Here is a 25,776-nt window from a genome sequence, read left to right on the forward strand (position 1 = left end):
CTATTCAACAAATCGACATCTGTTTGCGATGATTTGCATGGAATTGCGGCATCCGCTTGCCCGCATTTGCGGGTTCTCAACCCACGGGGCTGCGCCTGACCGGCGCGGTCGACCCGCGCACGACGAGCTCGGGCGCGAAGAAGACCTCGTCGCCGATCGCCCGGTCGCTCGACATCTGGCGCATGAGCAGCTCGATGATCATCTTGCCCATCGCTTCGATCGGCTGGCGCACGGTGGTCAGCGGCGGCTCGGTGCAGTTCATGAGCGCGGAGTCGTCGTAGCCGATCACCGAGACGTCGTCGGGTACGCGGAGCCCCGCTCGCCGCACCGCGCGGACGGCGCCGAGCGCCATCGGGTCGCTCGCGCAGACGATGCCGGTGACGCCCGCGGCGAGCAGCTTGGTCGCGGCCGTCTGGCCCGACTCGAGCGAGTAGAGCGAGTGCACGATGCGGTCGTCGCCGAGCTCGAGGCCGTGCCGCTCCGCCATGCGCAGGGCGGCCGCGTGCTTGCGCTGCGACGGTACATGATCGTTCGGGCCGAGCAGGATGCCGATGCGCTCGTGCCCCAGCTGCACGAGATGGCCGAACGCCTGCTCCATCGAGGTCGCGTCGTCGCACGAGACCGTCGCGAAGTCGAGGCCGTCGATCGGGGCGTTCACGAGCACGGTCGGCAGCTTCAGTTCGCGAAGGCGTTCGTAGTGGTCGTGGTTCACGTCGGCCTGGGCGTAGGCGCCGCCCGCGAAGATCACGCCCGACACCTGCTGGTGCAGGAGGAGCTCGACGTAGTCGGACTCGGAGATGCCGCCGGCGGTCTGGATGCAGAGCACGGGCGTGTAGCCGTTCTGCGCGAGGCCGCCCCCGATCGCCTCGGCGAGCGCGGGGAAGATCGGGTTCTGCAGCTCGGGCATCACGAGGCCCACGAGCCTGGCCCGCTCGCCGCGGAGCTTCGTCGGCCGCTCGTAGCCGAGCACGTCGAGGGCGGTGAGCACCGCGTCGCGCGTCGACGCCGAGACGCCCGGCTTGCCGTTCAGCACGCGGCTCACGGTGGCTTCGCTGACTCCGACCTTGCGCGCGACATCCGCGAGTCTTCTCGACATGCCGTCATGTTACGGGAGGTGACGCAAGAACTCGACAGCCCGTCTGCCGGCCAGTGGGCGGTGTCAAGCCCTTGCCGCCGGCTTGCGAAGCGGGTCACGATCGAAGCACCCTTCGGAGGAGGCGAACATGACGAAGACCAGCGCGGAGACGCGCCCGGTGCCGGCTTCGACCGCAGGGCGCTGGCTGCACGAACATGCCCTGTTCCTCGTCTGCATGGCGATCTTCGTGCTCTGCCTCGCCGGCATGGCGTTGACGGGCGTACTCGTCTACAACGAGGAGCAGCTCGAGCACGGGGCGTCCGCGATCCCGTTCAGCGAGTACCTGCGTTCCGGCCACTTCATCGAGGCCACCTTCGAGAACTGGGAGTCGGAGTTCCTGCAGATGGGCGCCTACGTGGTGCTCACGATCTTCCTGTTCCAGAAGGGCTCGTCGGAGTCCAAGCCGATCGGCGAGCACACCGAGCAGGACGACGACCCGCGCCATGCGCCCGTCACGGCCGACACCCCGTGGCCGGTGCGCCGCGGCGGCGTCTGGCTCGTGCTCTACGAGAACTCGCTCGCGATCTTCTTCTTCGTGCTGTTCGCACTCTCGTTCTGGTTCCACGCGGTCGGCGGCGCCGAGGCGTACTCCGAGGAGCAGGCCCAGCACGGCCTGCCGCCTGTGGGGGTCATCGAGTACATGGGCACCTCGCAGTTCTGGTTCGAGTCGCTGCAGAACTGGCAGAGCGAGTTCCTCGCCGTCGCCGCGATCGTCGGGGCATCCGTTTACCTCCGGCAGCGGGGCTCGCCGGAGTCGAAGCCGGTGGCGACGCCGCACCACGAGACGGGCGCATGAGGCCGGCCGGCCTCGTCGGCGCGGCCGGTTGAGCACTCGACCCGACGCGGTCAACCCCCTGTCGGCCTGAAGACGCGTGCGCCTACCGTGAGGCGAGCGGATGCCTCCAACTCCGCGTTCCCACGAAAGGAGCACCTCATGGGTGAGCCGCGACCGCGGATCGCCGAAGCCCGCACCGAACCCGACCGACCAGAGCCTGCATTTCCCGAAGACGCCGCACGCCGGCGCCTGCTCCGGGACCTTCCTCCCCCGAGCGCCGAAGGCCCGTCGCTCAGCGATCCCGACGCCGAGCTTCCGAGTGATGATCCGCTCGATGCCCACAAGCCGGGGATGGAACGCAACGACCCGCTCGATCCCGACGGGCATGTGATCTGAGCGACGCGCCGCCGCAGGGCTTCAGGGCTTCAGGGCTTCAGGGCTTCAGGGCTTCAGCACGACCTTGATGCAGCCGGCCGACTTCGCCTTGAACATCTCGTACATCTCGGGTGCGCGCGCCAGCGGCACCCGATGCGTGGCGAGGTCTTCGAGGCCGAGCGGGTCGGCTTCGGCCTCGGCGAGCGGCAGCAGCTCGGGCAGCCAGTGCTGCACGTTCGCCTGGCCGAATCGCATCGTCAGCTGTTTGTCGAAGATGGTCATCATGGGCATCGGGTCGAGGTTGCCCGCGTAGACCCCCACGACCGAGACCGTGCCGCCGCGCCGCACCGCCTCGATGGCGAGGTGCAGGGCCGCGAGGCGGTCGATGCCGGCCTTCGTCATGACGGGCTTGGCGAGACCGCTGGGCAGCACGCCGACCGCGTTCTGCGCGAACGCCGCGGCAGGGTTGCCGTGCGCTTCGAGGCCGACCGCATCGACGACCGCATCCGCGCCGCGCCCGCGGGTGCTCTCGCGGATGCGCTCGAGGACATCGTCGTCGAGGTCGAGCACGGCGGCGCCGTACCGCTCCGCCATCAGTCGGCGCTCGACGACCGGATCCACGGCGATCACCCGCACCCCTTCGTGCACGGCGATCCGCACGACCATCTGGCCGATCGGCCCGAGTCCGAGCACCGCGAGCGATCCGCCGGGCGGCACGCCGGCGTACCGCACCGCCTGCCAGGCCGTCGGCAGCACGTCGGTGAGGAAGAGGTACCGCTCGTCGGGCAAGTCGCGGCCCACCACGAGGGCGTTCGCGTCGACGAGGCGCGCGCGCAGGTACTCGGCCTGGCCGCCGGGCACCCGTCCGTAGAGCTCGGTGTACCCGTACAGCATGGCGCCCGTGCCGTGATCCGTGTTCTGGGTGGTCTCGCACTGGGTGCTCAACCCGCGGGCGCACATGTGACAGGTGCCGCACGCGATCACGAACGGGACGATCACCCGGTCGCCCTCCTGCACGCGCCGCACCGCCGAACCGACCGCCTCGACGACGCCCATCGCCTCATGGCCGAGGATGTCGCCGCGGTGCATGAACGGACCGAAGACGTCGTAGAGGTGCAGGTCCGACCCGCAGATCGCGGTCGACGTCACCCGCACGATCGCATCGGTCGGTTCGATCAATGTCGGGTCGGCGACCTCGGAGACCTCGACGGACCGAGCTGAATGCCAGGTGACTGCTCTCATGCAACCGTTCCTAGTCGCCGCGCGCCCGTACGTGCAGGGGCTTGACAGGCTGCGGCTGCGGCTGCGGCTGCGGCTGCGGCTGCGGCTCAGTCGACCTGTTCGATCTGCGTGCGGATGAAGTCCGCCTCGTCGGAGGTCAGCCGACGCGGTGACGTCTGGCCCGTGATGGATTCGATCTCCTGCCCGGTCGCATCATCGATCGGGGCATCCAGGTCGGCCAGCAGCCGATGCTTGGCCGCGATCGACAGGTGCGGCCACCAGGCCTCGATGTTCGACTCGGTGCGTCCAGTGCTCATACCTCCCGTCTAGCAGGTGCTCCTCCGAGCGACAAGCCCCTCGCGCGTCGCGGAGCGGCGTGCCTAGCGTTGACGACGGACGCGAGCGCGTCCGGAACAGGAGGAGCAGATCATGACCACGACCCTGACGGCCTCGACCGAGGCCGACGTTCCCGTGCGCACCGCGTACGACCAGTGGACGCAGTTCGAGTCCTTCCCCGAGTTCCTCGGCGGCGTTGAGGAGGTGCGTCAGATCGATGACTCGCTCACGCACTGGGTCGTCTCGATCGGCGGCGTGAAGCGCGAGTTCGACGCCGAGATCGGCGACCAGGTGCCCGACGACCACGTCGCCTGGTCTTCGATCGGCGAGGTGGTGCACCGCGGACGCGTCGAGTTCACCCCCGTAGAGGCCGACCGCACCCGCATCGACCTCGAGATCGAGTGGGAGCCCGAGGGCTTCGTCGAGAAGGCGGGAGCCGCCCTGCAACTCGACGACATGCAGGTGAAGCGCGACCTCGAGCGGTTCAAGGACTTCGTCGAGGACCGGCATCGCGCCACCGGCGCCTGGCGCGGAGAGATCCACGGCGGAGATTCGGCGAGCGACCTCGCGCCCGGCGCGCCGCGGTCGGACGACACCGTGATGGGAACCGACCCGGACCTGCGCCCGTAGGCGCCCCTCTAGGCTCCGACCGACGCGCCGTCGGGCTCGACCTGCTGCACGTCGACGCCGATCTGCACCGGCTGACCGGGTGGGGTCGGAATCGCATCGGTGTCGAGTTGCTCGGCAACCAGGCGGATGCCTCCGGTGCTGTTCGCCGAACGCATCAGGTCCTCGATCCACTGGCGGCTCAGCTCGGGTGCGACCGGTTCGTCGAACACGAAGCGCAGCGGAATGCTGGGGTGAAGCCAGAGCGTGCTCCGGCCCCGCGGCTGGTCATCAGCGTGCTGCCATGACAGCGTGAAGGACTCGCCGCGGCGAAGCTTCGTCGTGATAGCGACCTTCAGATGGGCGAGTGCGCGGTCTTCGATGCCGATCGGAGTACCGGAGTCGCCGTAGTACAGGGTTCCCACCCGCCCATCATACGGCGTCGACACGCGGAACGGGCGGCCCGAGGGCCGCCCGTTCCAAGAGTCGATGTGGCGGTCAGACCGTGCGGTTCCCGCCGATGAAGCGAACGAGGAACACGATGAGCGCGATGACCGCGAGAACGACGCCGACCCAGATCAGGAAGTTGAGTGCAGGGACGGCTCCGCCGGTGATGAGCAGTACCACGGCGGCGACGGCGATGATGGCGACGAGGATGTTCATGATCTCTCCTTCAGTTGTTCCGCTCTCGTCATCGACGAGAGCGGCGAGTGGTTCCGGCCCGATGGGCAGAACCGCGAGGCGGGGATACGCCTCGTCCCTCGACGCTATTGCCCAGCCGTCACCGGCGGCCAGGGGTTGACCCCTGCTCTCGCCGACTGCTACTTGCGCGTGCGCGTGTCAATCCCCTCCCCCGGCGCACCGACCGGGCGTAGCGTGACTCGCGGAACTCGACGAGAGGAGCACCCGACATGCCCGGACGCAGGAACGCATCACTGAAGGACCCCGAACTCTACGAGGAGCTCCGGGAGGACGGCGCATCGAAGGAGAAGGCGGCTCGCATCTCGAACGCCGCCGCCAAGCAGGGTCGCAGCGCCGTCGGGCGCAAGGGCGGCAAGCACGGCGACTACGAGGACTGGACGGTCGACGCCCTCCGCAAGCGGGCGAAGGAGCTGGGGCTCAGCGGCTACAGCGGCAAGCGCAAGTCCGAACTCATCTCAGCGCTCCGCAACCACTGACGGCACCCCGGCCGTGCCGCGTCTCAAACGGGTCGAGCCCTACCTCTCCCCGGGGTTCACGAGGGTGCGGCGCGGCCGCGGATTCGGCTACGTGCACAGCACGGGCGGCAGCCCCGGCCGGGCCGAGCGAGCCCGCATCACCGAACTCGCGATCCCCCCGGCGTGGGAGGACGTCTGGATCTCGGATGCGGCGAACGCCCACATCCTCGCGGTCGGCGTGGACGCCGCCGGGAGGCACCAGTACCTCTATCACCCGGTGTGGCGCGAACGACAGGACGCCGAGAAGTTCGAGCGCATGACCGCGCTCGCCTCCGCCCTGCCCTCGGCTCGCCGGAGCGTCGCCCGCGACCTCGCGGAGCGCGAGCTCACCCGTCAGCGCGTGCTCGCGGCCGCCTTCCGCACGCTCGACCTCGGCGGCATCCGAATCGGCTCGGAGGAATCGCTCGCCGGCTTCCGCAGCCGCGGCCTGACGACCCTGCTGGTGCGCAACGCCAGGCTCGAGGACGAGGACGTCGTGCGGTTTCGGTTCCGCGCGAAAGGCGGCATCGCGCAAGACCTGCGAATCTCGGATGCCGCGTTGGCCGGGTTCATCGAGCGCGCAGGCGAGCGCTCGCCCGCCGGCCGTCTCTACGCGTGGCCCGTCGGTCGCTCGGTGCGCGCGGCCGCGCCCGTCGACGTGAACGACGACATCCGCGAGCGCACCGGGGGCGACTTCACCGCGAAGGACTTCCGCACGCTCCGCGGCACGATGACGACCGCCGAGCACCTGGCGGGCATCGGTCCGGAGGGCACCGCGCGTGCGCGGAAGGCGGCCGTCCGCGACGCGATCGAGGAGGCCGCGCGCACGCTCGGCAACACGCCCGCGATCGCCCGCGGCAGTTACGTCGACCCCCGCGTGCTCGTCGCCTACGAGCAGGGGCTGGTCGTGGCATCCGGTGCCGATCGCGAGGCGCGACTGATCGAGCTGCTCGATCGAGTGAGCGGAGCCTGACGCCGGCGCCGGATCCAGGGCCGACGCCTCAGGTGTTCGCGGCTCACGTCTCGCGCACGACGTCGGCAGGCGACTTGTCGGGTCGAAGGCCCCGCCAGCGCGGATGCCGCGCGACCCCGGTGCTCGTCCAGTCGCCGAGTTCGATCTCGCCCACGAGTTCGGGGTGCACCCAGACGGCGTCGCGCACATCGGCCGCCGGTACCTGCACGAAGGGCGACTCGGCCTGCTCGAGCGGCTGCAGCGCAGCGAGCAGCCGATCGAGCTCGCGTTCGCCGAAGCCCGAGCCGACGCGGCCCGCGTACTCGAGGCCGGCGACCTCGAGACCGCCCTCGCCGGGGATGCCGACGAGCAGTGAACGGATGCGCCCCGTGCGCGTGCCCTCGCCTCGCCGGTAGCCGCCGATCACGACCTCCTGCGTGAGGGTGAGCTTCAGCTTCAGCCAGTCACTGCTGCGAGCGCCGGGCCGGTACCGGGAGTCGGGTCGCTTCGCGACGAGCCCCTCGAGCCCGAGGCGGCGGCTCTCCTCGAGCGCGTCGTCGGGGTTGCCGGTGGCGGGCGCGGGCACCTCGACGGGCACCCCGCGCTTCATCCTGACGAGTCCGGCAAGGCGTGCACGGCGTTCGCGGTAGGGCTCGTCGACGACCGGCCGCCCGTCGACCTCGAGCACGTCGAACAGCAGCAGACGGGCCGGCACGGATGCCGCGATCCGCTCGATCTCGCGCGCCCTCGTGAGGCCCATCCGGCGCTGCAGGCGCCCGAAGTCGGGCCGCCCGTCGGCGTCGAGCGCGACGATCTCGCCGTCGAGGAGCGCATCGCCGCGCACGACGGCGGGCAACTCGGCCAGCTCGGGGTAGCGGGACGTGATGTCGATGCCGTTCCGGCTGAGCAGCCGCACTGCGTCGCCGTCGACGCGCGCGAGCACCCGGATGCCGTCCCACTTCCACTCGAGCGCCCAGTCCTCGCCCGCGAGCATGCCGATGGTGCCCGCCGTCGCGAGCATCGGGCGCTCCGTGACCGGAGCGCCCGACGCCCGCCTCGCTGGTTGAGGAGCGCCCGACGAAGGAGGACGCGTCTCGAAACCCGCTTGCCCGGCGGCCGGGTCTCGAGACACTCCTTCGTCGCTCCTCAACCCGCTCGACATTCGCACTGTCTGATCCTTCATGCGGTGCAGCAGCCACGAACTCTTCTCGCCCTGCCCGTCGGTGCGGATGAGCGCGAGTCGCACCGGCCCGCCGAGCGGCCCGCCCGGCTGCCCGTCGACATCGATGATGATCTCGTCGTCGCGCCACTTCTCGGTCGCGTAGGTGCCCGCATCCCAGATCGTCATCGAACCGGCGCCATACTCCCCCTTCGGGATGGTGCCCTCGAACGCGGCGTACTCCATCGGGTGATCCTCGGTCTGCACCGCCAGGTGGTTCGTGCCCGACGACTCGGGAACGCCCTTCGGCACCGCCCAGCTCTTCAGCACCCCGTCGCGCTCGAGTCGCAGGTCGAAGTGCAGTCGCCTCGCGCGATGCTCCTGGATCACGAAGCGGGGCTCCCCCGCGCTCGCCGCACCCCATGCCGACGCGGGCATAGGCTCGGGCGTGGCCGCGGCGCTCCGCATCGACAGGTACTGCGCGAGCGGCCCGCCGTGAGCGGCATCCGTGATCGCCCGCATCGGGTCGCCGGTCGCCGCGACCCGTTCGAGCACCTCGGATGCCTCGAGCTGACGCAGTTCGGCATCATCGAGCTCCTCCCAGGTGCGCGGGGCCGCAACCGTCGGGCGGGGCCGCCCGCGCAACGAGTACGGCGCGATCGTCGTCTTCTTGGCGTTGTTCTGGCTCCAGTCGATGAGCACCCGGCCCGTGCGCAGCGTCTTGCGCATGCTCGAGACGACGAGCTCGGGATGGTCGGCCTCGAGCGCCTGGGCGAGCTCGTGCGCGACCGCCGAGACCTGATCCGAGGTCTGCGACCCGTCGAGTGCTGCATAGAGGTGAAGACCCTTGCTGCCGCTCGTCACCGGCACGGTCTCGAGCGCCATGCCGCTCAGCAGCGAGCGTACGAGCCGTGCGACCTCGGCGCACTCGGTGAGCCCCATGCCCTCACCCGGGTCGAGGTCGAACACCATTCGATCAGGATTCGCCGGCTCTCCTGTCGCATCGAAACGCCACTGCGGCACGTGCACCTCGAGCGACGCCTGCTGGGCGAGCCAGACGAGCGTCGCCCGGTCGCCCGCGATCGGATACGCCTTGTCGCCGTCGGAGTGGTGCTGGATGCCGCGGCGCACCCATTCGGGAGCGTGCTCGGCGAGGTTCTTCTCGAAGAACGGCTGCTCAGGGGCATCCGCTGTGCCGACGCCGTGCACCCAGCGTTTGCGCGTGACCGGGCGCCCGGCGACGAGCGGCACCATGACGGGGGCGATCTCCGCGTAGTAGGAGATCACCTCGCCCTTCGTCATGCCCGTCTCGGGATACATGACCTTGTCGAGGTTCGTCAGCCGCAGGCGGCGGCCGTCGACCTCGACGAGTTGGCGCGCGCCGTCGGCCATGTCCACCATCATGCCGGTGTCGGCGCCGGATCACGAGGATGCCGCGAGGGGTATCGCACACGCCTGCCCCTGGTGTGTACTGGAGGCATGCGAGCCGTCTGGAAGGGGGCGGTCACATTCGGCCTCGTCAATGTGCCCGTCAAGCTGTACAGCGCCACCGAAGACCACGACGTGTCACTGCACCAGGTGCACGACGAAGACGGTGGGCGCATCAGGTACCAGCGAAAGTGCGAGGTCTGCGGCAAGGTCGTCGACTACAAGAACATCGACAAGGCCTACGACGACGGCGAGCAGACCGTCGTCATCACCGACGACGACCTGAAGTCGCTGCCCGCTGAGCGCAGCCGCGAGATCGAGGTCGTCGAGTTCGTGCCGAACGACCAGATCGACCCGATCATGTTCGACCGCAGCTACTACCTCGAGCCCGATTCCGCGTCGTCGAAGGCGTACGTGCTGCTGCGCGAGACGCTCGAGTCGACCGACCGCACCGCGATCGTGCAGATGGCGCTGCGTCAGAAGACCCGGCTCGCGGCGCTCCGCGTGCACGGCGACGTGCTCATGGTGCAGACGCTGCTCTGGAGCGACGAGGTGCGCGCCGCCGACTTCAAGTCGCTCGACGAGCCCGTGAAGATCTCGGCGAAGGAACTCGATCTCTCGAAGCAGCTCGTCGAGAGCCTCGTCTCCGACTTCGACCCCGAGCAGTACGTCGACGAGTACCAGCAGGAGCTGCGCACCCTCATCAAGGCGAAACTCGAGCAGGGCGAGGGCGTCGACACGGCCGCGACCTTCGGCGAGGAGGCCGAGGAGGAGGCCGGCGGCGAGGTCATCGACCTCATGGAGGCGCTGCGCCAGTCGATCGCGGCGAAGCGCGAGGCGGGCAACTCCGGCGGCAAGGGAGCCGCGAAGAAGGGCACGGGGAAGAAGTCGACTGCGAAGTCCTCGCAGGGCGAGAAGAAGACGGCGGCAACGCGAAAGCGCGCGGCCTCCGAGTGAACGGATGCCGCGCGCTCATCGCGTGCCTGCGGGTCGGCGCTGTTCGGCGCACTGCCGAACCGACCCGTTCGGCGACCGCTATTCCGCGGTGCACACCTCGGTGACCTTGACCGCAGCGGCCTGGATGCCCTCGGTCTGCGCAGCCTGAGCGTCGGCGTCGATCTCGGCGCCCGCCTCGACCTCGGCTTCGGTGGGCAGCGTCTCGGCCCAGTCGCTCGCGGCGTCGATCTTCTCGTCGAGGGCGTCGAGCGCCTCTGCGAGTGCGGAGTCGTCGGCCGCCTGCTCGTCGAGCGCGTCGACCCGCTCGGAGAGCTGGTCGAGGTAGGCCTCGAGCTCGGCCGGGTCGGACGCGGTCAGGATCGCGTTCTGCGCGCCGTTCGAGATGTCGCGCACCTCGACGCGAACGACCTCGCAGTTGTCGGCGGGTGCGCTCGCCTCGGTGCCGCCGCCGGTGGCGCAGCCCGAGAGAAGCAGGGCGCCCGCGAAGACGAGCGCAGTGGAAGTGATGATTCGTTGCATGTGCAATGCCCCCAGATCGTGTGAACCTGAAAAGTCTACTCAGGCGCGCCGACACCTGTTCTGGAGCGCGTGCTCACGCGCCGTTTCCAGCGCATGCGAGCGGCGCTCACGCTGTGTCGTTCGTTCCTGTGCCAGTGTGTTTTCGTCCGCTCGCCCGCCAGGTGCGTGGCCGCTTTCATCCCGCGAGCCGAACATCCACCGCTGAGCGAAGGAAGGCCTCTGTGACCATGCGCACCCCGCGACGTCGTCGGCATCGATCCCTGACAGCGACCGCAGCAGCGGCCGTGGCGGTCGCGGTGCTCTCGATGAGTGCGGTCTCCTCCGCCGTGGCCGCGGGTGGAGCGCCCGTGGCCGGCAGCGAGATGACGCCCGAGCTGTCGAAGCAGATCCAGCACGAGGTCGACGGCTTCCTCGCCACGCACGACCTGCCCGGGTTGTCCGTGGCGGTGGTCACTCCGCCCTCCGCCGGGTCGGATCCCGTGATCACGACGTTCGTCGCAGGTACGCCGACACTGGGCTCATCGGAACTGGTCGACGACACGACGCAGTTCGAGCTCGGGTCGGAGACGAAGGTGTTCACCGCCGACCTTCTGGCGTCTCTGGTCGCAACCGGTCGGGTGTCGCTCGACGACCCGGTGCAGCGCTACGCGCCGGCCGGGGTGACGGTGCCTGAGTGGTCCGACCCGCAGACCGGTGCCACGACCCCGATCACGCTGGGCGACCTCGCCACCCACCAGGCGGGTCTGCTCGACGCGCCCCCCAATCTCGACGCAGGCTGCGCTGATGCCGGTTGCGTGAATCCGCGCCCGGGCTACACGCAGGCCATGCTGTGGGATGCCTTCACGCATCCCTGTCTGAACGGGCAGTCGTGCCCGATGTATCAGCCGGGGACCGATTGGCTCTACTCCGACTGGGGATTCGGCCTGCTCGGCACCATCCTCGCGAATGTGCTCGACCCCGTCGTCGAGACGGAGCCGCCGGCGTACCAGGCCGCGCTCGACCAGGTGTTCCTCGACGCGCTCGGAATGTCGTCGACGGTGCTCGAACCCTCTGGCGACGGGCGCCTCGCCACTCCCTACAAGGCCGACGGATCGAAGGCGTTCCATTGGAAGAACACGAACGCGATCAGCGGTGCCGGCGGCCTCATCTCCGACGCGACCGACATGGGCACGTGGGTCGCTGCCCACTTGGGATACATCCCATCCATCGTGCCGATCGGCGTGCAGGCGATGGCCGACACGCTTCAGCCGGTCAGCGACATCACCACCAGATGCTCGGCTCCCGACCAGTGCGAGCCCGACCGCTTCCAGATGGGCCTGGGATGGGAGCTCTACTCCGCCGCGACGCACGAAGTCGGGGTGCCGTGGGCGTTCAAGAACGGCTTGACGGACGGCTCGAGCACCGACACAGCCCTCGCTCCGACCCTGCGCGTGGGCGTCACGACGATGTACAACATGCGCCTGTCGGACACCGACCAGGGCCTGCCGCTCGCCACCAAGCTCCTCAAGCTGCTCGTCGCCGACCAGCCCGCTCCCGAACCGGCGCCAAGCGCCGTGCCGCAGGAGGCCACTCTCGCGGAATCGGGTCAGCCCATGGCCGAACTCATCGGGCCGGGGATGGTGGCAACAGGGTTCCTCGCCATCGGGATCCTGCTGATCACCGGGCGTCGCAACCACAGCCGCAGAGAAGCGGCGTGACCCGAGGACCGAGAGAACTGCGGCATGCAGTACTCGGAGAGAAAGTGCGGAGACGAGGGGATTTGAACCCCTGGTCCCCTTACGGGGACTCCACCTTAGCAGGGTGGTGCACTCGGCCGGACTATGCGACGTCTCCTCGCGCGGGACTTGCATCACACGCGAAAATCATCATAACCCGATGACACCTCGGATGACGATTCGGCCGAATCGGTCGGGTTACTGGTCGTCGAGCGTGCGTCCGGCGGAACAACGCGTCTCGGCCGCGGTCTGCCCGGTGATGTCGCTCGGTAGTGCCTCGACCGTCGGAGCGGGCGCGGCGGGATCCGCCGCAGGCGCTTCACCCTCGACCGGGGCCTCGGGTGCCGGGGCCGCGCCGACGGCAGCGGGGTCCCCCGCCGAGGCGAACGATGCCTCCTGCGCCGCGGGGTCGAACGTCACCGGCAGGTCGTTCTGCAAGGCGAATCGAATCGCTTCCGCCGATTCCGCGGGCACCTGCGCGCCGTCGGCGCTGTAGGTCGGGTACTGCACGAACGCGATCTTGTTCAGATCGGTGTCCTTCAGCGCCTTCGCGATCGAGATCATGCGGGTCGGGTCCATGAGGCTGTCGGACAGCTGCATGTTCGCGAGCGCCGCCTTCGCGATGCCGTAGAGCTTGACCGGGTCGCTCAGCGTGCCGTTCGACTGCAGCGTTCGCGCGAGTGCCGACATGAAGACCTGCTGGTTGGAGATGCGGCCGAGGTCGCTCCCGTCGCCGACACCGTGCCGCGTGCGGAGGAACTGCAGCGCCTGGATGCCCGAGAGCTCGTGCATCCCGGCCGGGAGGTACAGGTCGGTGTGCTCGTCCTCGATCGGTTCAGCGACGCACACGGGAACACCGCCGACGGCCTCCGACAGTCCGGCCACACCCATGAACTGCACAGTGCCCGCGAACGGGATGGTGACGCCGACGAGCTCCTCGACGGTCTTGGCGACGCACGCCATGCCGCCGAGCGAGAGCACCGAGTTGATCTTCACACCGTACTGCTCCGACAACGGCTCGCCCGCGGGATCCGCGGGGTCGACGCATTCGGGCACGTCGACGAGCATGTCGCGCGGGAAGCTGATGACCGAGGCGTTCGAGTGGTCTTCGGAGATGTGCATGAGCATCGTGACGTCGTTGAGGACCGCCGTCTCCTCGTCGGGGTCGCCGAAGCCGTCGCCTTGGCCCTCACGACTGTCGCTGCCGATGAGCAGCAGGTTCACACCGCCCTCGATGGCCCCGACATCGGGCACACCCTCCAGCACGTCTTCGTTGCCGAGTGTGACCGTGGGCTTGGCCGTGTTGGCGAGATCCCACGCGGCATACGCCGCCACCGCAGAACCCGAGACGAGCGCGACCGCGACGACCGAGGAGGTGACCTTCGCGGTCGTCCGCCAGGCTGAGCGTCGCTTGAGGCGTCCGTGCCGGACGACGGGCTTCGACGACGATGCGCGGCGTGCGCTGGAACGCAATTCGTCTGTCACCGATGTCCTTTCACTCGTCGATCTCGCGGAGGGCGTGGGATTCGAACCCACGAGGCATTGCTGCCCACTGGTTTTCAAGACCAGCTCCATCGGCCGCTCGGACAGCCCTCCATGCCCGCACGACGCTCCCGGAGGCGCTCGATCATGCAGGCAGGCCCCGATTCTAGCCGAAGCATGTTTCAACCAGACTCGCAGGCCAGCCTGAAAAGGTGCTGAGGCGCGTCGACCGACGGCTCAGCACCTGCCCCGATCAGCCTTCGTTGGCCTTGGCGCACCGCACCGTGTCACCGGTCATGCCGGTCACGTCGTCGGGCAACGGCGCCGCAGGCGGGGCACTCGCTTCCGTCGCCGGCGCCTCGGCCGGCGCCTCGGCGGGCGGGGCCGCCGGATCGGCGACGGTACCGAACTCGGAGTTGTCGATCGCGGTCGGGTCGATGACGAGCGGCTGATCGGCCTGGAGCGCCGCGTTGACCGCGTCGGCCGAGTCGGAGGGGAGCACTCGGGTGCGGTCATCGGAGTACTCGGTCGGGTACTGCACGAACGCGATCTTGGAGAGGTCGGTGCCCTGCAGGGTCTTCGCGATGGAGACCAGCGTCGTCGGGTTCTGGAGGGCGTTGGAGAGCTCCATGTTCGAGAGCACCGCCTTGGCGATCGAGTAGAGCTTCACCGGATCGCTGAGCGTTCCGTCGCTCTGCAGCGTTCGCGCGAGCGAGGCGAGGAAGGCCTGCTGGCTGGCGATGCGGCCGAGGTCGCTGCCATCGCCGACGCCGTGCCGGGTGCGCAGGAAGGCGAGCGCCTCGTACCCCGAGATGCTGTGCGTGCCCGCATCGAGGTGCAGGCCCGAGTAGTCGTCGTCGACCCGGTCGGCGAGGCAGACCTCGACACCGCCGACGGCTTCGGACAGCGCCGCCACGCCATTGAACTCGACGACGCCCGCGACGGTGATCGGCACGCCCGTCAGCTGGCTGATCGTGCTGACGACGCATCCGAGTCCGCCGTGGCCGAGCACGCTGTTGAGGGGTACGCCCGACATCGACGACAGCGGCCCGCTCTCGGGGTCGACCGGGTCGGGGCATTCGGGTACCGGCACGATCATGTCGCGCGGGAAGCTGACGACTTCGACGTGCGAATGGTCCTGCGAGATGTGCAGCAGCATCGTCACGTCGTTCAGGACGGCGGAGTCCTCTTCGGGGTCGCCGAAGGATCCGTCGGCGGGCCGCTTGTCGCTGCCGACGAGCAGGAAGCTGAGCCCGCCCTCCATGGCACCGATGTCGGGCACCCCGGCGAGCAGGTGCTCGTCCTCGAGCTCGGTGCCGGGCTTGATCGACTGCACGAGATCGACGGCAGCGTACGCGACGACCGACGTCGCGGTCACGGCGAGCACGGCGATGACGGATGCCGCGAGCTTCAGGTACGTCTTCGTCGCGCTCCGCTTCGGCAGCCGACCATGGCGCGGCACCGTCATGTCCTCGGCCTGCCGTTCGCCCGTATCGCTCATCGCACCTCCCTCGACTGGCCGATTCTATGCTGGCGGCCTCTGAGCATCCCGAGATCGCGGGGCTGCCACTGCCGTCAGGGCAGCGAGTCGAGCACCGCGGCGAGGCCGGCCTCGTCGACCGAGGCGCCGACCTCGTTCGCGGCCTCGCGCACCTCGTCTGGCGCCTGGCCCATCGCGACCGCGCGGCCGGCGGCACCGGCCCATGCGAACATCTCGAGGTCGTTGCGTCCGTCGCCGGCGGCGAGCACACGTTCGATCGGCAGCTCGAGCCATCCACGGACCCGCTCGAGCGCGGTCGCCTTGTTGACCCCGTCGGGGGCGATGTCGAGCCACGCGGTCCACCCAATGGCGTAGCTCACGTGGTGCAGGCCCATCTGGTCGACGATGCCGAAGAACTCGTCGAGTCCGTGCTCGAGGCTCGTGACGACGACTCGCGTCGCACGCTGGTCGAGCAACTCCTCGAAGCGCACCTCGCGGGCGTTCTCGAGGTTCCACTCGGTCATGCCCTCGGTGTACAGCCGGTGCCCGTCGGGCAGTTCGACCATGAACTTGCCGGCCGGCAAGAACGAGCGGATGCGTTCGAGCACCTGCGTCGGGTCGAACGTCTCGACATGCCGACGGACGTAGCCGCCCGGCGCCGAGTCGTCGCGCTGCATCGTGATGGCGCCGTTGGCGCACACGACGTACTCGGGCGTCAGGCCGAGCTGCTCGAGCACAGGCGCGGTCGTCGCCCACGAACGACCGGTCGCGAGCGTCACGAAGTGACCACGGTCGCGGGCCGCGGCGACGGCCTCGACGACCGGCTGGTCGATCGACCCGTCTTCGTGCATGATCGTGCCGTCGACGTCGAGCGCGACGAACCACAGGTCTTCCGTTGATCGAGGAGCGCCCGACGAAGGAGGACGCGTCTCGAGATCCTCTCCACGGGGTCTCGAGACGCTCGCTGCGCTCGCTCCTCGACCAGCGGGGTTCTCGATGCTCATGCGATCGGCTCGAGCACCTCGAGGCCGCCGAGGTAGCCGCGAAGCGCCTCGGGCACCACGACCGAGCCGTCGGCCTGCTGGTGCGTCTCGAGGATCGCGACGAGCCACCGCGTGGTCGCGAGCGTGCCGTTGAGGGTCGCGACGGGGGCCGTCTTGCCCGACTCGGTGCGGTGCCGGATGTCGAGGCGGCGGGCCTGGAACGTCGTGCAGTTCGAGGTCGAGGTCAGCTCTCGGTAGGCGTTCTGCGTCGGCACCCAGGCCTCGACGTCGTACTTGCGGGCCGCGCTCGATCCGAGGTCGCCGGCCGCCGTGTCGATCACGCGGTACGAGAGCCCGAGGTCTTGCAGCATGCCCTCTTGCCACCCGAGCAGGCGCTCGTGCTCGGCCTCGGCATCGGCCGGGTCGATGTAGGTGAACATCTCGAGCTTGTTGAACTGGTGCACGCGGATGATGCCACGGGTGTCTTTGCCGTGACTGCCGGCTTCGCTGCGGTAACAGGTCGACCAGCCGGCGTAGCGGATGGGGCCGTTCGACACGTCGATGATCTCGTCGGCGTGATAGCCGGCGAGTGCGACCTCGCTCGTGCCCGTGAGGTAGAGCTCCTGCTCGGGCAGGTAGTAGACCTCGTCGGAGTGGGCGCCGAGGAACCCCGTGCCCTGCATGATCTCGGGCCGCACGAGCGTCGGCGTGATGAGCGGGGTGAAGCCCGCCGCGAGCGCCCGGTCGAGGCCCATGTTCATGAGCGCGAGCTCGAGGCGGGCCCCGATGCCCTTGAGGTAGTGGAAGCGCGCGCCCGAGACCTTGGCGCCGCGCTGCATGTCGATCGCGTCGAGCAGTTCGCCGATCTCGAGGTGGTCGCGCGGCTCGAAGTCGAATGCCGGGATCTCGCCGACCTCGCGCAGCACGATGAAGTCATCTTCACCTCCGGCCGGCACGCCGTCGATGACGACGTTGCCGAGCCGCTGTACGGCGAGCGTGAACTCGGCCTCGGCGTCGTGCGCGGCCTGGTTCGCGGCCTTCACCCGGGCGGCGAGCTCCTGCGCCTCGGCTACGAGGGCGGCCTTGGCCTCTTTCGGCGCCTGGGCGACCTGCTTGCCGAAGGCGTTCTGCTCGGCGCGGAGCGCCTCGTAGACCGTGATCGCGGTGCGCCGGGCGGCGTCGGCCTCGACGGCTGCGTCGACGAGCGCCACGGACTCGCCGCGGAGCTCTTGCGAGCGCTTGATGAGGTCGGGGTTCTCGCGAAGCAGCACGGGATCGATCACCCGAGCAAGTCTAGCCGCGGCATCCGACGGCCTGATCGGCCGTTGCGTGAACTGCTGACGCCTTGCCTCGGTGCTTTCCCGGCACGATGCAATACCGTGGGCTGCGTGACCGCACAACAGCAGGGGGCAGCGGATGCCGCGGGCCGACGCCAGCGGGCCGCCGTGATCTACAACCCCACGAAGCAGGGCGTCGAGGCGCTGCGTGCCGCCGTGGGGGCTGCGGAGGAACGCCAGCACTTCGCCCCGTCGCTGTGGATCGAGACCTCGGCCGACGACCCCGGCAAGGGCATGGCCCGCGAAGCGCTCGAAGCCGGCGTCGACCTCGTGATCGCCGCGGGCGGCGACGGCACCGTTCGATCGGTCGCCGCGGGGCTGCGCGGCACGGGCGTGCCGCTCGGGCTCGTGCCCCTCGGCACCGGCAACCTGTTCGCCCGCAACCTCGAGATCCCGGTCGGCGACCAGGCCGACGCCGTCGTGCTCGCCTTCGCCGGGCTCGATCGCGCCGTCGACGTCATCGTCGCCGAGGTGACCCGCCCCGACGGCACCGACGAGACCCACGTGTCGCTCGTGATGAGCGGCATCGGCATCGACGCCGCGATGATCTCGAACACCAACCCCGACCTCAAGAAGCGCGTCGGCTGGCTCGCCTACGTCGACGCAGGCCTGCGGGCCCTGCCCGCCTCGAAGCCGTACCGCGTCGTGCACCGCGTCGACTCGGGCCGGCACCACCGCTCGAAGGTGTCGAGCATCCTCGTGGCGAACCTCGGCTACCTGCCGGGCAACATCGAGCTCATCCCCGACGCCGAGATCGACGACGGGCGCCTCGACGTGGTCGTGCTGCAGCCCAGGAACCTGCTCGGCTGGCTGCTCATCTGGCGCAAGGTCGCATGGGAGAACCGGGTGCTGCGGAAGTCGGCGATCGGCCGGCAGTTCCTCGACCTGACGGGCGGCAAGCGGCGCAGGGAGATCGTCTACCTTCGAGGGCGGGCGGTCGACCTCGAGATCGAGGGCGCCGCCGAGGAGTTCGAGATCGACGGCGACGAGTTCGGGCTCGTCACCGCGGCACGGTTCACGGTCGATCCAGCGGCGCTGATCGTGCGCGTACCGAGCTGACGACCGCGGTTCGGCGGCGGCCGCGTGCCATCGCGGCGGATACCCCGAGCACGATGATCCCGAACACCGCCCACAGCGCCATCTCGATCGCGGGCCCGACGAGCGCGCCGGCGGTCTGCGCCACCGCGATCGCGTTCATCTGTTCGTCGCTCGGCTCCGCACTGTAGTTGTAGATGCTCCGATCGGTCGAGACGCTCGCCCACCAGACGACCACGACCGCCCCCGCGCCGATCAGCGCGAAGAGCACGGTCACCGCGAACCCCCGGGGAAGCACACGACCGTCATCGCTCGGTGTCGCCGGAACGGCGGCGGACTGCGCCTCGATCGAGTCGCGGGTGCCCTGCGCCGCGAGGACCTGGCGCACACCGATCCACACCGTCAGCCCGACGATTCCGACGAGGCCGACGCGCACGAGGTTCGGGGCAACCACCCACGACAACTGGCGCAGCAGGTCGTTCGGGTTGATGCCGGTATACGTGTTCGGGTCGGAATTGACCGCCCACGTGACCGCGAGACCGGCGACGACGCAGACCCCCAGCATCGCCCACGCCGCCGCGAACCAGCGACGCACCAGGCGCGACTCCTGCGCGGGCTCGGGCTCCGGCTCACCGACTGCATCGGTCTCGAACACCGGCCCGTCGTGGCCGGGGCCGGTGCTCGCTCGTGCGGAAGGCGATGACGATGCGGTCGACGACTCGGGCGCAGGGTTCGTGTTCGCGATGACCGGCGGGCCGACCTCGGCCGGCGGCCGCGCTTCGCCCGACTGGAGCGTCGGCGGCAGGGAGCCGGCCGCCGGTTCCGAACGGCGCTGCTCCGACGGGTGCGGGGCCACCGCGGCATCCGACCCGTCGTAGCCGCGCTGGTAGCGCGGGTCGAACCGGGGGTCGATGCCGCTCGTCGCGTCGTCAGTCACGTCAGCTCCTCAGTTCGGGAGGAACGTTACGGGGGCGACTCGCCGATGCGATCGCAAGGAGACCCAACAACGATGCGATGCTCACGAAGGTGGCGGGGCCTGGCACGAAGTTCGCGATTCGAATCACCCGCATCTGCCAGAGCTGCTCGCTCGATGGCTGCCCTTCGTAACTGAAGCCCTGATCGACGGCGCTCACCCCGATGCCCCAGAGCACGCCGAGCGCGCCGAGCACGACGAGGGCGAGGAGCACGAGCGCCGCCGGGTTCGACACGAGGCGGCGGATCACCGTACGCCTCCGTCGGCATCGCCCAGGGGAGGTCGGTTCGAGCCACCGGCACCAGAGCCGGCCCTGGCACGCCGGACGCCGCTCCAGACGAGCATTCCGACGACGCCCAGCAGGCCGGCCTGCACGAGAGCCGGGGCGACGTTCCACGCCGCGATCGCCAGCCAACGATCCGCCTCCGACACGGGGCCGCGGAAGGTCTCGTTCGAGACGCCCGCCCAGAACAAGGCCACGCCGAGCACCGCCGCCAGCGCCGAGACGGCCCACGCCGCCGCGAAGGAGTGATCAGCCTGGAGCGCAGGCGACGCGCCGACGTCGTCGAACCAGTCCACCGGCAGTTCGCCACGGGGCCTCGGGGTGTCGACCTCCGCAGGAGAGACGTTCCGGGCGGGGTCGGCCGGTGGCGCACCGACACGGATTCGTCGGTCGGGAGCGACGGCCGGTGAGCGGATCGCTTCTGGCGCAGGCCTCGACGGATCGGGCACGGACGCCACAGACCGGCGCGTCGGCGCCGCGGCATCCGCTGCGCTGCCGGCTGCACCGTGGCCGTTGTAGCCGCGCTGGTACCGCGGGTCGAACCGCGGGTCGATGCCGGTCGTGGCTCCGTCGCTCACTTGGCTCCTCGGGTCAGGGCCGCCCGATCAGTCGGGCTCGCCGCTCAGGAGGCCCCGCAACCAGTCGCGCGCCTCGATGAAGATGCCGTCATCGTACTTCGAGTGGTAGGCGACCGTCTGCTCGTCGGCCCGCGGATACGAGCCGAGGAAGATGACCTTGGGGCTCGTGCGGCGGAGGCCGAGCAGTGCGTCGGCGACCCGTTCGTCGGCGATGTGCCCGTCGACGTCGACGACGAAGCGGTAGCGGCCGAGCGCGTCGCCGATGGGCCGCGACTGGATGAGCGAGAGGTTCACGCCCCGCGTCGAGAACTGCTCGAGCATCGCGAGCAGGGCGCCGGGCTCGTCGTCGGGCAGTTCGACGATGAGGCTCGTCTTGTCGGCGCCGGTGGGCTCGGGCAGTTCGCGCGAGCGGCTGACGAGCACGAAGCGCGTGACGGCGTTGGGGTTGTCGCCGATGTCGCGTGCGAGCACGTCGACGTCGAGGTGGTCGGTGATGCCGGGCGGCGCGACGGCCGCGTCGGCCTGGCTGCCTTCGAAGAGGGATGCCGCGGCGGCGACGTTGCTCGTCGCCGGGATGTGCCCGTGATCGGGCAGTTCGCGCTCGAGCCAGCCGCGCGACTGCGCGTAGGCGACCGGATGGGCGTTCACGACCCGCACGTCGGCGAGCGCGGTGCCCGGCCGGGCGACGAGCACGAAGTTCACCGGCACGAGGTATTCGCCGAGGATGCGGAGGCCGGGCACGGTCGCGAGGGCGTCCTGCGTGGCCGAGACGCCGCCATCGATCGAGTTCTCGATCGCGATCATCGCAGCCGTCGAGCGACCGCTCGTGACGTCGGCGAGCGCTTCGCCGACGTTGTTGACCCCCCGCCAGTGCTTTCCGGATGCCGCGGCGACCTGCTTCAGCGCCGCCTCGGTGAACGTGCCCGCCGGCCCCAGGTAGGAGTAGGTCTCCTCGGGCGGTGTGGGTGCGGCATCCGTCATGCAGGCCAGCCTAGCCACCGGTCGCAGGGCGAACGGCTAGCGTCGACATCGTGCGACACCCCGCAGGCGAGGAGGGGACGATGACCATGGTCGACGAACGACGAGCGGTGCCGACCGACGTCGAGCGGCTCGCGGCGCTGCGACGCATGAAGCGCGTTGCGACGGGGCTACTGATCGTGGCGGCGGTCGTCTTCGCGGTGTCGTTCGCCCTGCAGGACGAGGTGCCGTGGCTCGCCTACGTGCGCGCGGCCGCCGAGGGCGCCATGGTCGGTGCGATCGCCGACTGGTTCGCGGTCACGGCGCTGTTCCGGCATCCGCTCGGCATCCCCATTCCGCACACCGCGATCATCCCGCGGCGCAAGGACGAGATCGGGGCGACCCTCGGCGCGTTCGTCGAGCACGAGTTCCTCTCCGACGACGTCGTGCTCGGCAAGCTCCGCTCGATCGGCATCGCCCGCCGGCTCGGCGGCTGGCTCATGGCGCCGGCCAATGCCGAGCGGCTGACCGCCGAGGCATCCGTCGCCGCACGCGGCGTGCTCACCCTGCTCGGCGACGACGACGTCGAGGACGTGATCGAGCGGCTCGCCCGCCGTCACCTCTTCGAGCCCGAGTGGGCACCGGCGATCGGCCGGGTCGGCGCCCGGCTCGTGGCCGCCGACCAGCAGCGCGCCGCGGTCGACGTCGTGCTCGAGAAGGCCGAGGCGTGGCTCGAGGCGCACCCCGAGGCGTTCGGCAGCATGGTCTCCGACCGGCTCCCCCGCTGGCTGCCCGGCTTCGTCGACCGCATCGTCGACGACCGCGCCTCGCGAGAGGTGCTCGCGTTCGTCCGCGCCGTGCGTGCCGATCCCGCGCACCCGCTGCGCCTCGCGATCGACCGCTACCTCGCCGAGCTCGCCGAAGGCCTCCAGCGCGACCCGGCGATGATCGCGCGGGTCGAGAACCTGAAGGCCGAGCTGCTCGAGAGCCCGCGCGTGCGGGAGTTCGCCGGCGAGGCGTGGGCGTCGGTCAAGGCGAGTCTCGACGCCTCGCTCGCCGACCCGTCGAGCGAATTGCGGGCCGGGCTGACCGCGGCGGTCGTCGAGGTGGGTGCCCGGCTCGTCGCCGACGACGGCCTCGCCGCGAAGGTCGACATCTGGGTGACGGATGCCGCGGCCTATGTCGTGCGCAACTACCGCCACGAGATCGCGGGGGTCATCACCGAGACCGTCGAACGCTGGGATCCCCGCGAGACGACCGAGAAGCTCGAGCTGCAGGTGGGGCGCGACCTGCAGTTCATCCGCATCAACGGCACGGTGGTCGGTGCGCTCGCGGGGCTCGCCATCTACTCGATCGCGACGGCGGTGCACGCCCTCGTCTGAGCCGCCTTGCGGTGCCAGACTGGTCGCATGCACGAGCGCGCAGGCACCCCGGCCATCGAATCCGACCTCATCGACGTGGAGGCGCTCGTCAGGGCGTACTACGAGCTGCATCCCGATGCCTCGGTGCCCGAGCAGCGCGTCGCCTTCGGCACCTCGGGCCACCGCGGCTCCGCCTTCAACACGGCGTTCAACGAAGACCACATCCTCGCGATCACGCAGGCGATCGTCGAGTACCGCGCGACGCAGGGCATCACGGGGCCGCTCTTCATCGGCGCCGACACCCACGCGCTGAGCGCCCCGGCGCAGACGACGGCGCTCGACGTGCTCGTGGCCAACCGCGTGCGAGTGCTCGCCGACGAGTTCGACGACTACGTGCCGACCCCCGCGCTCTCGCACGCGATCCTGAAGTGGAACAACGACCCGGCCAAGCGCGCAGAGGGCGAGGCCGACGGCATCGTCATCACGCCGTCGCACAATCCGCCCCAAGACGGCGGGTTCAAGTACAACCCGCCGCACGGCGGACCCGCCGACTCGGATGCCACGAAGTGGATCGCCGACCGGGCGAACGAGCTCATCGCCGGCGGCCTTCGCGACGTCAAGCAGGCCGAGCCGAGCGGCGTCGAGACCTACGACTTCCGAGGCAACTACGTCGACGACCTCGCGAACATCATCGACTTCGATGCGATCCGCGAGTCGGGCATCCGCATCGGCGCCGACCCGCTCGGCGGGGCATCCGTTTCGTACTGGGGCGCGATCCGCGACCGCTACGAGCTCGACCTCACCGTCGTGAACGAGCGCGTCGACCCCGCCTGGTCGTTCATGACCCTCGACTGGGACGGCAAGATCCGCATGGACCCGTCGTCGCCGAGCGCCATGGCCTCGGTGCTCGCGCACGAGGGCTACGACATCCTCACCGGCAACGACGCCGACGCCGACCGGCACGGCATCGTCACGCCCGACGGCGGCCTCATGAACCCCAACCACTACCTCGCGGTCGCGATCGAGTACCTGTTCGGGCACCGACCCGAATGGCGAGCGGATGCCGCGATCGGCAAGACCCTCGTCTCGAGCTCGATGATCGACCGGGTCGCCGAGGCGCTCGGCCGTCGCCTCTGGGAGGTGCCGGTCGGCTTCAAGTGGTTCGTGCCCGGGCTCGTCGACGGCTCGGTCGGCTTCGGCGGCGAAGAGAGCGCGGGCGCGTCGTTCCTGCGGTTCGACGGCACCGTCTGGACGACGGACAAAGACGGAATCCTGCTCTGCCTCCTCGCGTCCGAGATCCGCGCGGTCACGGGCAAGTCGCCCTCGGCGCTCTACGCGGAGCTCGTCGAGCGATTCGGCGATCCTGCCTACGAGCGAACGGATGCCGCGGCATCCGCTGCCCAGAAGTCGACCCTCGGCAAGCTCGACGGCGACGCGATCTCGGCGACGGAACTCGCCGGCCAGCCGATCACGGCGAAGCTCTCGCACGCGCCCGGCAACGATGCGGCGATCGGCGGTGTGAAGGTCGAGACGGCCGATGCGTGGTTCGCGGCGCGGCCGAGCGGCACCGAGGACGTCTACAAGATCTACGCCGAGTCGTTCAAGGGGCCCGAGCACCTGCGACTCGTGCAGGCCGAGGCGAAGGCGATCGTCGACGCGGCGCTCGCCGGCTGAGCGGCCTACTTCACCGAGAAGTAAGTGACGCTTCCGCCGCTCGAGGCGAGCGCCTCGTCGACGTTCCAGTAGTCGGCGTCCTTCGTGTGGCCGCCGACCCAGACGGCCGTGCCGTTCGCGGTGCGCTCGACGCGGGTGACGATCGCGGTGTGGTCGCGGTCGCCCGAGCCGTCCCAGTCGAACTGCGCGATGTCGCCGACCTTCACGAGCCCGCGCTGCGAGTCGTCGAGCGGCGTCGCGAGGTCGGGGCGCGTGTACAGCCAGTCGCGCATGGCGGTCGAGCTCGCCCAGCTCGGCGACATCGCGCCGGTCGCCCGGTCGTAGTACCAGCCAGCATCCATCGCCCAGCCGCGGGCGACGAGCGACTGGCTCGTGAAGTTCGCGCAGTCGACACCGCTCAAGACGGTGTACTGCGCGGTGTTGTAACTGCTCCAGTAGGTGAGCACGTAGCCGAGCTGCGCGTCGATGGCGGGGTTCGAGGTGTAGGTCAGGGTGAGCGAGGTCGTCGGCGCGTGCACGGCGGCCTCGTCGATCTCGGTGAGCTGAGCGGCGAGCGAGGCGGGGGCCGCAGCACCGGCGACGGTCGCGGTGCCGGGGGCGGCGACGGCGATCGGTGCGCCCGCGGCATCCGTGAACGCCACGGCCACGGCGCCGAGGGCGGTGTCGGCGACGGCGGGAACCTGGAAGGTCAGCTGCTCGGGGGTCGCGGCGACGATGGGCGCGGCGACGCCGCCGACGGCGACCTGGGCGACCTGATCGAGCTGCTCTCCGGCGACCGTGACCTGGGTGCCGCCGGTGAACGGCGCGGCGGCCGTCGAGAGTCCGCTCGTGACGGCGGGCCGCTTCGCGATCGAGACGGGAGCGCTGATGACGTCGCGGCTCGCTGCGGCCGAGGCTGCTGAAGTGTCGGCATCGGAGACCGAAGTCGCGGCGAGGCGCGACTCGTCGTCGGCGGATGCCGCGGCGACGGCGCCGAACGCACTGACGCTCAGGATCGCGCTCGCGCAGCCGAGCGCCATGAACCGGCGCGGCGCCCCGCTGGACGGGCGGCGATTGCGCACCCGCTCGGCGCGGTGGCGGGCACGGCGCTCGGCACGGCGTTCGAGCTCGGCCGCGTCGACCTGTACCGCGTCGACCCGTGTCGCGTCGTCCGTCACGTCGCCTGCCGGGTGCGCCGTGTCGACCTCGATCGGGGCGTCGCCCGACGACGGAGCCCGATAGGTCGAGCGGCGTCGTGCGGGTGGTTCGGCGGGCATGGA

General features: G+C 70.0%; 25 protein-coding genes and 2 tRNA genes. 9 read left to right on the top strand and 18 right to left on the bottom strand.

The genetic code is table 11. The features are described 5' to 3' along the window. Positions 1-76: 76 nt before the first annotated feature. Positions 77-1,096 carry a LacI family DNA-binding transcriptional regulator gene (locus VPH61_RS03090; protein WP_332062047.1) on the bottom strand — a complete coding sequence of 340 codons (1,020 nt, stop codon included), beginning with the start codon at positions 1,094-1,096 and terminating at the stop codon, positions 77-79. Positions 1,097-1,223: 127 nt separating this feature from the next. Between VPH61_RS03090 and VPH61_RS03095 the strand changes: the two genes are divergently transcribed. Continuing rightward, positions 1,224-1,931 (top strand): DUF6766 family protein, encoded by a 708-nt coding sequence (locus VPH61_RS03095; protein ID WP_332062048.1) that lies wholly within the window; start codon positions 1,224-1,226, stop codon positions 1,929-1,931. Positions 1,932-2,351: 420 nt separating this feature from the next. Here VPH61_RS03095 and VPH61_RS03100 read toward each other — a convergent pair whose 3' ends face one another. Together VPH61_RS03100 and VPH61_RS03105 are read right to left on the bottom strand one after the other, a co-directional pair. Continuing rightward, positions 2,352-3,527: an alcohol dehydrogenase catalytic domain-containing protein gene (locus tag VPH61_RS03100; protein WP_332062049.1), complete on the bottom strand. Its 1,176-nt coding sequence runs from the start codon at positions 3,525-3,527 to the stop codon at positions 2,352-2,354. A gap of 86 nt (positions 3,528-3,613) precedes the next feature. Further along, complete coding sequence (locus VPH61_RS03105; RefSeq protein ID WP_332062050.1) at positions 3,614-3,823, bottom strand: hypothetical protein; 210 nt, start codon at positions 3,821-3,823, stop codon at positions 3,614-3,616. Between the two features lie 112 nt (positions 3,824-3,935). Here VPH61_RS03105 and VPH61_RS03110 point away from each other — a divergent pair, with 112 nt between their 5' ends. Beyond that, entirely contained in the window at positions 3,936-4,472 is a 537-nt protein-coding gene (locus tag VPH61_RS03110; RefSeq protein WP_332062051.1) for an SRPBCC family protein, read from the top strand. Between the two features lie 8 nt (positions 4,473-4,480). On the opposite strand, the gene VPH61_RS03115 is transcribed toward VPH61_RS03110, so the two are convergent. Next, positions 4,481-4,873: a DUF7882 family protein gene (locus VPH61_RS03115; protein WP_332062052.1), complete on the bottom strand. Its 393-nt coding sequence runs from the start codon at positions 4,871-4,873 to the stop codon at positions 4,481-4,483. Positions 4,874-4,946: 73 nt separating this feature from the next. After that, positions 4,947-5,111, bottom strand: a complete 165-nt coding sequence (locus VPH61_RS03120) for a hypothetical protein (RefSeq protein WP_179551906.1) — start codon at positions 5,109-5,111, stop codon at positions 4,947-4,949. A gap of 248 nt (positions 5,112-5,359) precedes the next feature. On the opposite strand from VPH61_RS03120, the gene VPH61_RS03125 reads away from it, so the two are divergent. Then, positions 5,360-5,626 (top strand): DUF7218 family protein, encoded by a 267-nt coding sequence (locus VPH61_RS03125; protein WP_332062053.1) that lies wholly within the window; start codon positions 5,360-5,362, stop codon positions 5,624-5,626. Positions 5,627-5,639: 13 nt separating this feature from the next. Next, on the top strand, positions 5,640-6,617 hold the full coding sequence (locus VPH61_RS03130) for a DNA topoisomerase IB (protein ID WP_332062054.1): 978 nt from the start codon (positions 5,640-5,642) through the stop codon (positions 6,615-6,617). A gap of 43 nt (positions 6,618-6,660) precedes the next feature. Here VPH61_RS03130 and VPH61_RS03135 read toward each other — a convergent pair whose 3' ends face one another. Then, entirely contained in the window at positions 6,661-9,147 is a 2,487-nt protein-coding gene (locus tag VPH61_RS03135) for an ATP-dependent DNA ligase (protein ID WP_332062055.1), read from the bottom strand. Positions 9,148-9,234: 87 nt separating this feature from the next. Here VPH61_RS03135 and ku point away from each other — a divergent pair, with 87 nt between their 5' ends. After that, on the top strand, positions 9,235-10,140 hold the full coding sequence (ku, locus tag VPH61_RS03140) for a non-homologous end joining protein Ku (RefSeq protein WP_332062056.1): 906 nt from the start codon (positions 9,235-9,237) through the stop codon (positions 10,138-10,140). A 78-nt stretch (positions 10,141-10,218) separates the two neighbouring features. Here the strand turns inward: ku and VPH61_RS03145 are convergent, their stop codons facing one another. After that, on the bottom strand, positions 10,219-10,659 hold the full coding sequence (locus VPH61_RS03145; RefSeq protein WP_332062057.1) for a hypothetical protein: 441 nt from the start codon (positions 10,657-10,659) through the stop codon (positions 10,219-10,221). A 227-nt stretch (positions 10,660-10,886) separates the two neighbouring features. Here VPH61_RS03145 and VPH61_RS03150 point away from each other — a divergent pair, with 227 nt between their 5' ends. Further along, positions 10,887-12,356: a serine hydrolase domain-containing protein gene (locus VPH61_RS03150; RefSeq protein ID WP_332062524.1), complete on the top strand. Its 1,470-nt coding sequence runs from the start codon at positions 10,887-10,889 to the stop codon at positions 12,354-12,356. Between the two features lie 47 nt (positions 12,357-12,403). On the opposite strand, the gene VPH61_RS03155 is transcribed toward VPH61_RS03150, so the two are convergent. From VPH61_RS03155 to serS, 6 genes are all read right to left on the bottom strand, one after another. After that, positions 12,404-12,492, bottom strand: a tRNA-Ser gene (locus VPH61_RS03155). A gap of 80 nt (positions 12,493-12,572) precedes the next feature. Next, positions 12,573-13,859: an LCP family protein gene (locus VPH61_RS03160; RefSeq protein WP_332062058.1), complete on the bottom strand. Its 1,287-nt coding sequence runs from the start codon at positions 13,857-13,859 to the stop codon at positions 12,573-12,575. A gap of 26 nt (positions 13,860-13,885) precedes the next feature. Then, a tRNA-Ser gene (locus tag VPH61_RS03165) sits at positions 13,886-13,970 on the bottom strand. Positions 13,971-14,109: 139 nt separating this feature from the next. Beyond that, positions 14,110-15,357 carry an LCP family protein gene (locus tag VPH61_RS03170; protein ID WP_332062059.1) on the bottom strand — a complete coding sequence of 416 codons (1,248 nt, stop codon included), beginning with the start codon at positions 15,355-15,357 and terminating at the stop codon, positions 14,110-14,112. 74 nt (positions 15,358-15,431) lie between these two features. Continuing rightward, positions 15,432-16,340, bottom strand: a complete 909-nt coding sequence (locus tag VPH61_RS03175; protein WP_332062060.1) for an HAD family hydrolase — start codon at positions 16,338-16,340, stop codon at positions 15,432-15,434. Beyond that, positions 16,337-17,602, bottom strand: a complete 1,266-nt coding sequence (gene serS, locus VPH61_RS03180) for a serine--tRNA ligase (protein WP_332062061.1) — start codon at positions 17,600-17,602, stop codon at positions 16,337-16,339. Before serS ends, VPH61_RS03175 begins: the two co-directional genes overlap by 4 nt. 105 nt (positions 17,603-17,707) lie before the next feature. Here serS and VPH61_RS03185 point away from each other — a divergent pair, with 105 nt between their 5' ends. Further along, on the top strand, positions 17,708-18,715 hold the full coding sequence (locus VPH61_RS03185) for a diacylglycerol/lipid kinase family protein (RefSeq protein WP_332062062.1): 1,008 nt from the start codon (positions 17,708-17,710) through the stop codon (positions 18,713-18,715). Here VPH61_RS03185 and VPH61_RS03190 read toward each other — a convergent pair. Genes VPH61_RS03190 through pheA form a run of 4 tightly spaced genes read right to left on the bottom strand, consistent with a single transcriptional unit; the run spans position 18,672 to position 21,506 of the window. Continuing rightward, positions 18,672-19,628 carry a hypothetical protein gene (locus VPH61_RS03190; protein WP_332062063.1) on the bottom strand — a complete coding sequence of 319 codons (957 nt, stop codon included), beginning with the start codon at positions 19,626-19,628 and terminating at the stop codon, positions 18,672-18,674. The genes VPH61_RS03185 and VPH61_RS03190 overlap by 44 nt on opposite strands. Position 19,629: 1 nt before the next feature. Continuing rightward, positions 19,630-19,914: a hypothetical protein gene (locus tag VPH61_RS03195; RefSeq protein WP_332062064.1), complete on the bottom strand. Its 285-nt coding sequence runs from the start codon at positions 19,912-19,914 to the stop codon at positions 19,630-19,632. Next, positions 19,911-20,525 carry a hypothetical protein gene (locus VPH61_RS03200; protein WP_332062065.1) on the bottom strand — a complete coding sequence of 205 codons (615 nt, stop codon included), beginning with the start codon at positions 20,523-20,525 and terminating at the stop codon, positions 19,911-19,913. The genes VPH61_RS03195 and VPH61_RS03200 overlap by 4 nt, the downstream gene beginning before the upstream one ends. Positions 20,526-20,552: 27 nt before the next feature. Further along, positions 20,553-21,506: a prephenate dehydratase gene (pheA, locus tag VPH61_RS03205; protein WP_332062066.1), complete on the bottom strand. Its 954-nt coding sequence runs from the start codon at positions 21,504-21,506 to the stop codon at positions 20,553-20,555. An 80-nt stretch (positions 21,507-21,586) separates the two neighbouring features. On the opposite strand from pheA, the gene VPH61_RS03210 reads away from it, so the two are divergent. Both VPH61_RS03210 and pgm read left to right on the top strand, forming a co-directional pair. Continuing rightward, positions 21,587-22,864, top strand: coding sequence for a DUF445 domain-containing protein (locus VPH61_RS03210; RefSeq protein WP_332062067.1), 1,278 nt, complete (start codon positions 21,587-21,589; stop codon positions 22,862-22,864). A gap of 27 nt (positions 22,865-22,891) precedes the next feature. After that, positions 22,892-24,517, top strand: coding sequence for a phosphoglucomutase (alpha-D-glucose-1,6-bisphosphate-dependent) (pgm, locus tag VPH61_RS03215; protein ID WP_332062068.1), 1,626 nt, complete (start codon positions 22,892-22,894; stop codon positions 24,515-24,517). Between the two features lie 5 nt (positions 24,518-24,522). Here the strand turns inward: pgm and VPH61_RS03220 are convergent, their stop codons facing one another. Then, positions 24,523-25,773, bottom strand: coding sequence for an amidase domain-containing protein (locus VPH61_RS03220; protein WP_332062069.1), 1,251 nt, complete (start codon positions 25,771-25,773; stop codon positions 24,523-24,525). Positions 25,774-25,776 lie beyond the last annotated feature (3 nt).

The organism is Agromyces sp. CCNWLW203 (assembly GCF_036576125.1).
Classification (GTDB): Bacteria; Actinomycetota; Actinomycetes; order Actinomycetales; family Microbacteriaceae; genus Agromyces.

What these genes read in the sequence shown, in the direction of transcription:
- VPH61_RS03090 (WP_332062047.1), bottom strand. Translation starts at nt 1,096, where the DNA reads ATGTCGAGAAGACTCGCGGATGTCGCGCGCAAGGTCGGAGTCAGCGAA.
- VPH61_RS03095 (WP_332062048.1), top strand. Translation starts at nt 1,224, where the DNA reads ATGACGAAGACCAGCGCGGAGACGCGCCCGGTGCCGGCTTCGACCGCA.
- VPH61_RS03100 (WP_332062049.1), bottom strand. Translation starts at nt 3,527, where the DNA reads ATGAGAGCAGTCACCTGGCATTCAGCTCGGTCCGTCGAGGTCTCCGAG.
- VPH61_RS03105 (WP_332062050.1), bottom strand. Translation starts at nt 3,823, where the DNA reads ATGAGCACTGGACGCACCGAGTCGAACATCGAGGCCTGGTGGCCGCAC.
- VPH61_RS03110 (WP_332062051.1), top strand. Translation starts at nt 3,936, where the DNA reads ATGACCACGACCCTGACGGCCTCGACCGAGGCCGACGTTCCCGTGCGC.
- VPH61_RS03120 (WP_179551906.1), bottom strand. Translation starts at nt 5,111, where the DNA reads ATGAACATCCTCGTCGCCATCATCGCCGTCGCCGCCGTGGTACTGCTC.
- VPH61_RS03125 (WP_332062053.1), top strand. Translation starts at nt 5,360, where the DNA reads ATGCCCGGACGCAGGAACGCATCACTGAAGGACCCCGAACTCTACGAG.
- VPH61_RS03135 (WP_332062055.1), bottom strand. Translation starts at nt 9,147, where the DNA reads ATGGCCGACGGCGCGCGCCAACTCGTCGAGGTCGACGGCCGCCGCCTG.
- ku (WP_332062056.1), top strand. Translation starts at nt 9,235, where the DNA reads ATGCGAGCCGTCTGGAAGGGGGCGGTCACATTCGGCCTCGTCAATGTG.
- VPH61_RS03145 (WP_332062057.1), bottom strand. Translation starts at nt 10,659, where the DNA reads ATGCAACGAATCATCACTTCCACTGCGCTCGTCTTCGCGGGCGCCCTG.
- VPH61_RS03150 (WP_332062524.1), top strand. Translation starts at nt 10,887, where the DNA reads ATGCGCACCCCGCGACGTCGTCGGCATCGATCCCTGACAGCGACCGCA.
- VPH61_RS03170 (WP_332062059.1), bottom strand. Translation starts at nt 15,357, where the DNA reads ATGAGCGATACGGGCGAACGGCAGGCCGAGGACATGACGGTGCCGCGC.
- VPH61_RS03175 (WP_332062060.1), bottom strand. Translation starts at nt 16,340, where the DNA reads ATGAGCATCGAGAACCCCGCTGGTCGAGGAGCGAGCGCAGCGAGCGTC.
- pheA (WP_332062066.1), bottom strand. Translation starts at nt 21,506, where the DNA reads ATGACGGATGCCGCACCCACACCGCCCGAGGAGACCTACTCCTACCTG.
- VPH61_RS03210 (WP_332062067.1), top strand. Translation starts at nt 21,587, where the DNA reads ATGACCATGGTCGACGAACGACGAGCGGTGCCGACCGACGTCGAGCGG.
- pgm (WP_332062068.1), top strand. Translation starts at nt 22,892, where the DNA reads ATGCACGAGCGCGCAGGCACCCCGGCCATCGAATCCGACCTCATCGAC.
- VPH61_RS03220 (WP_332062069.1), bottom strand. Translation starts at nt 25,773, where the DNA reads ATGCCCGCCGAACCACCCGCACGACGCCGCTCGACCTATCGGGCTCCG.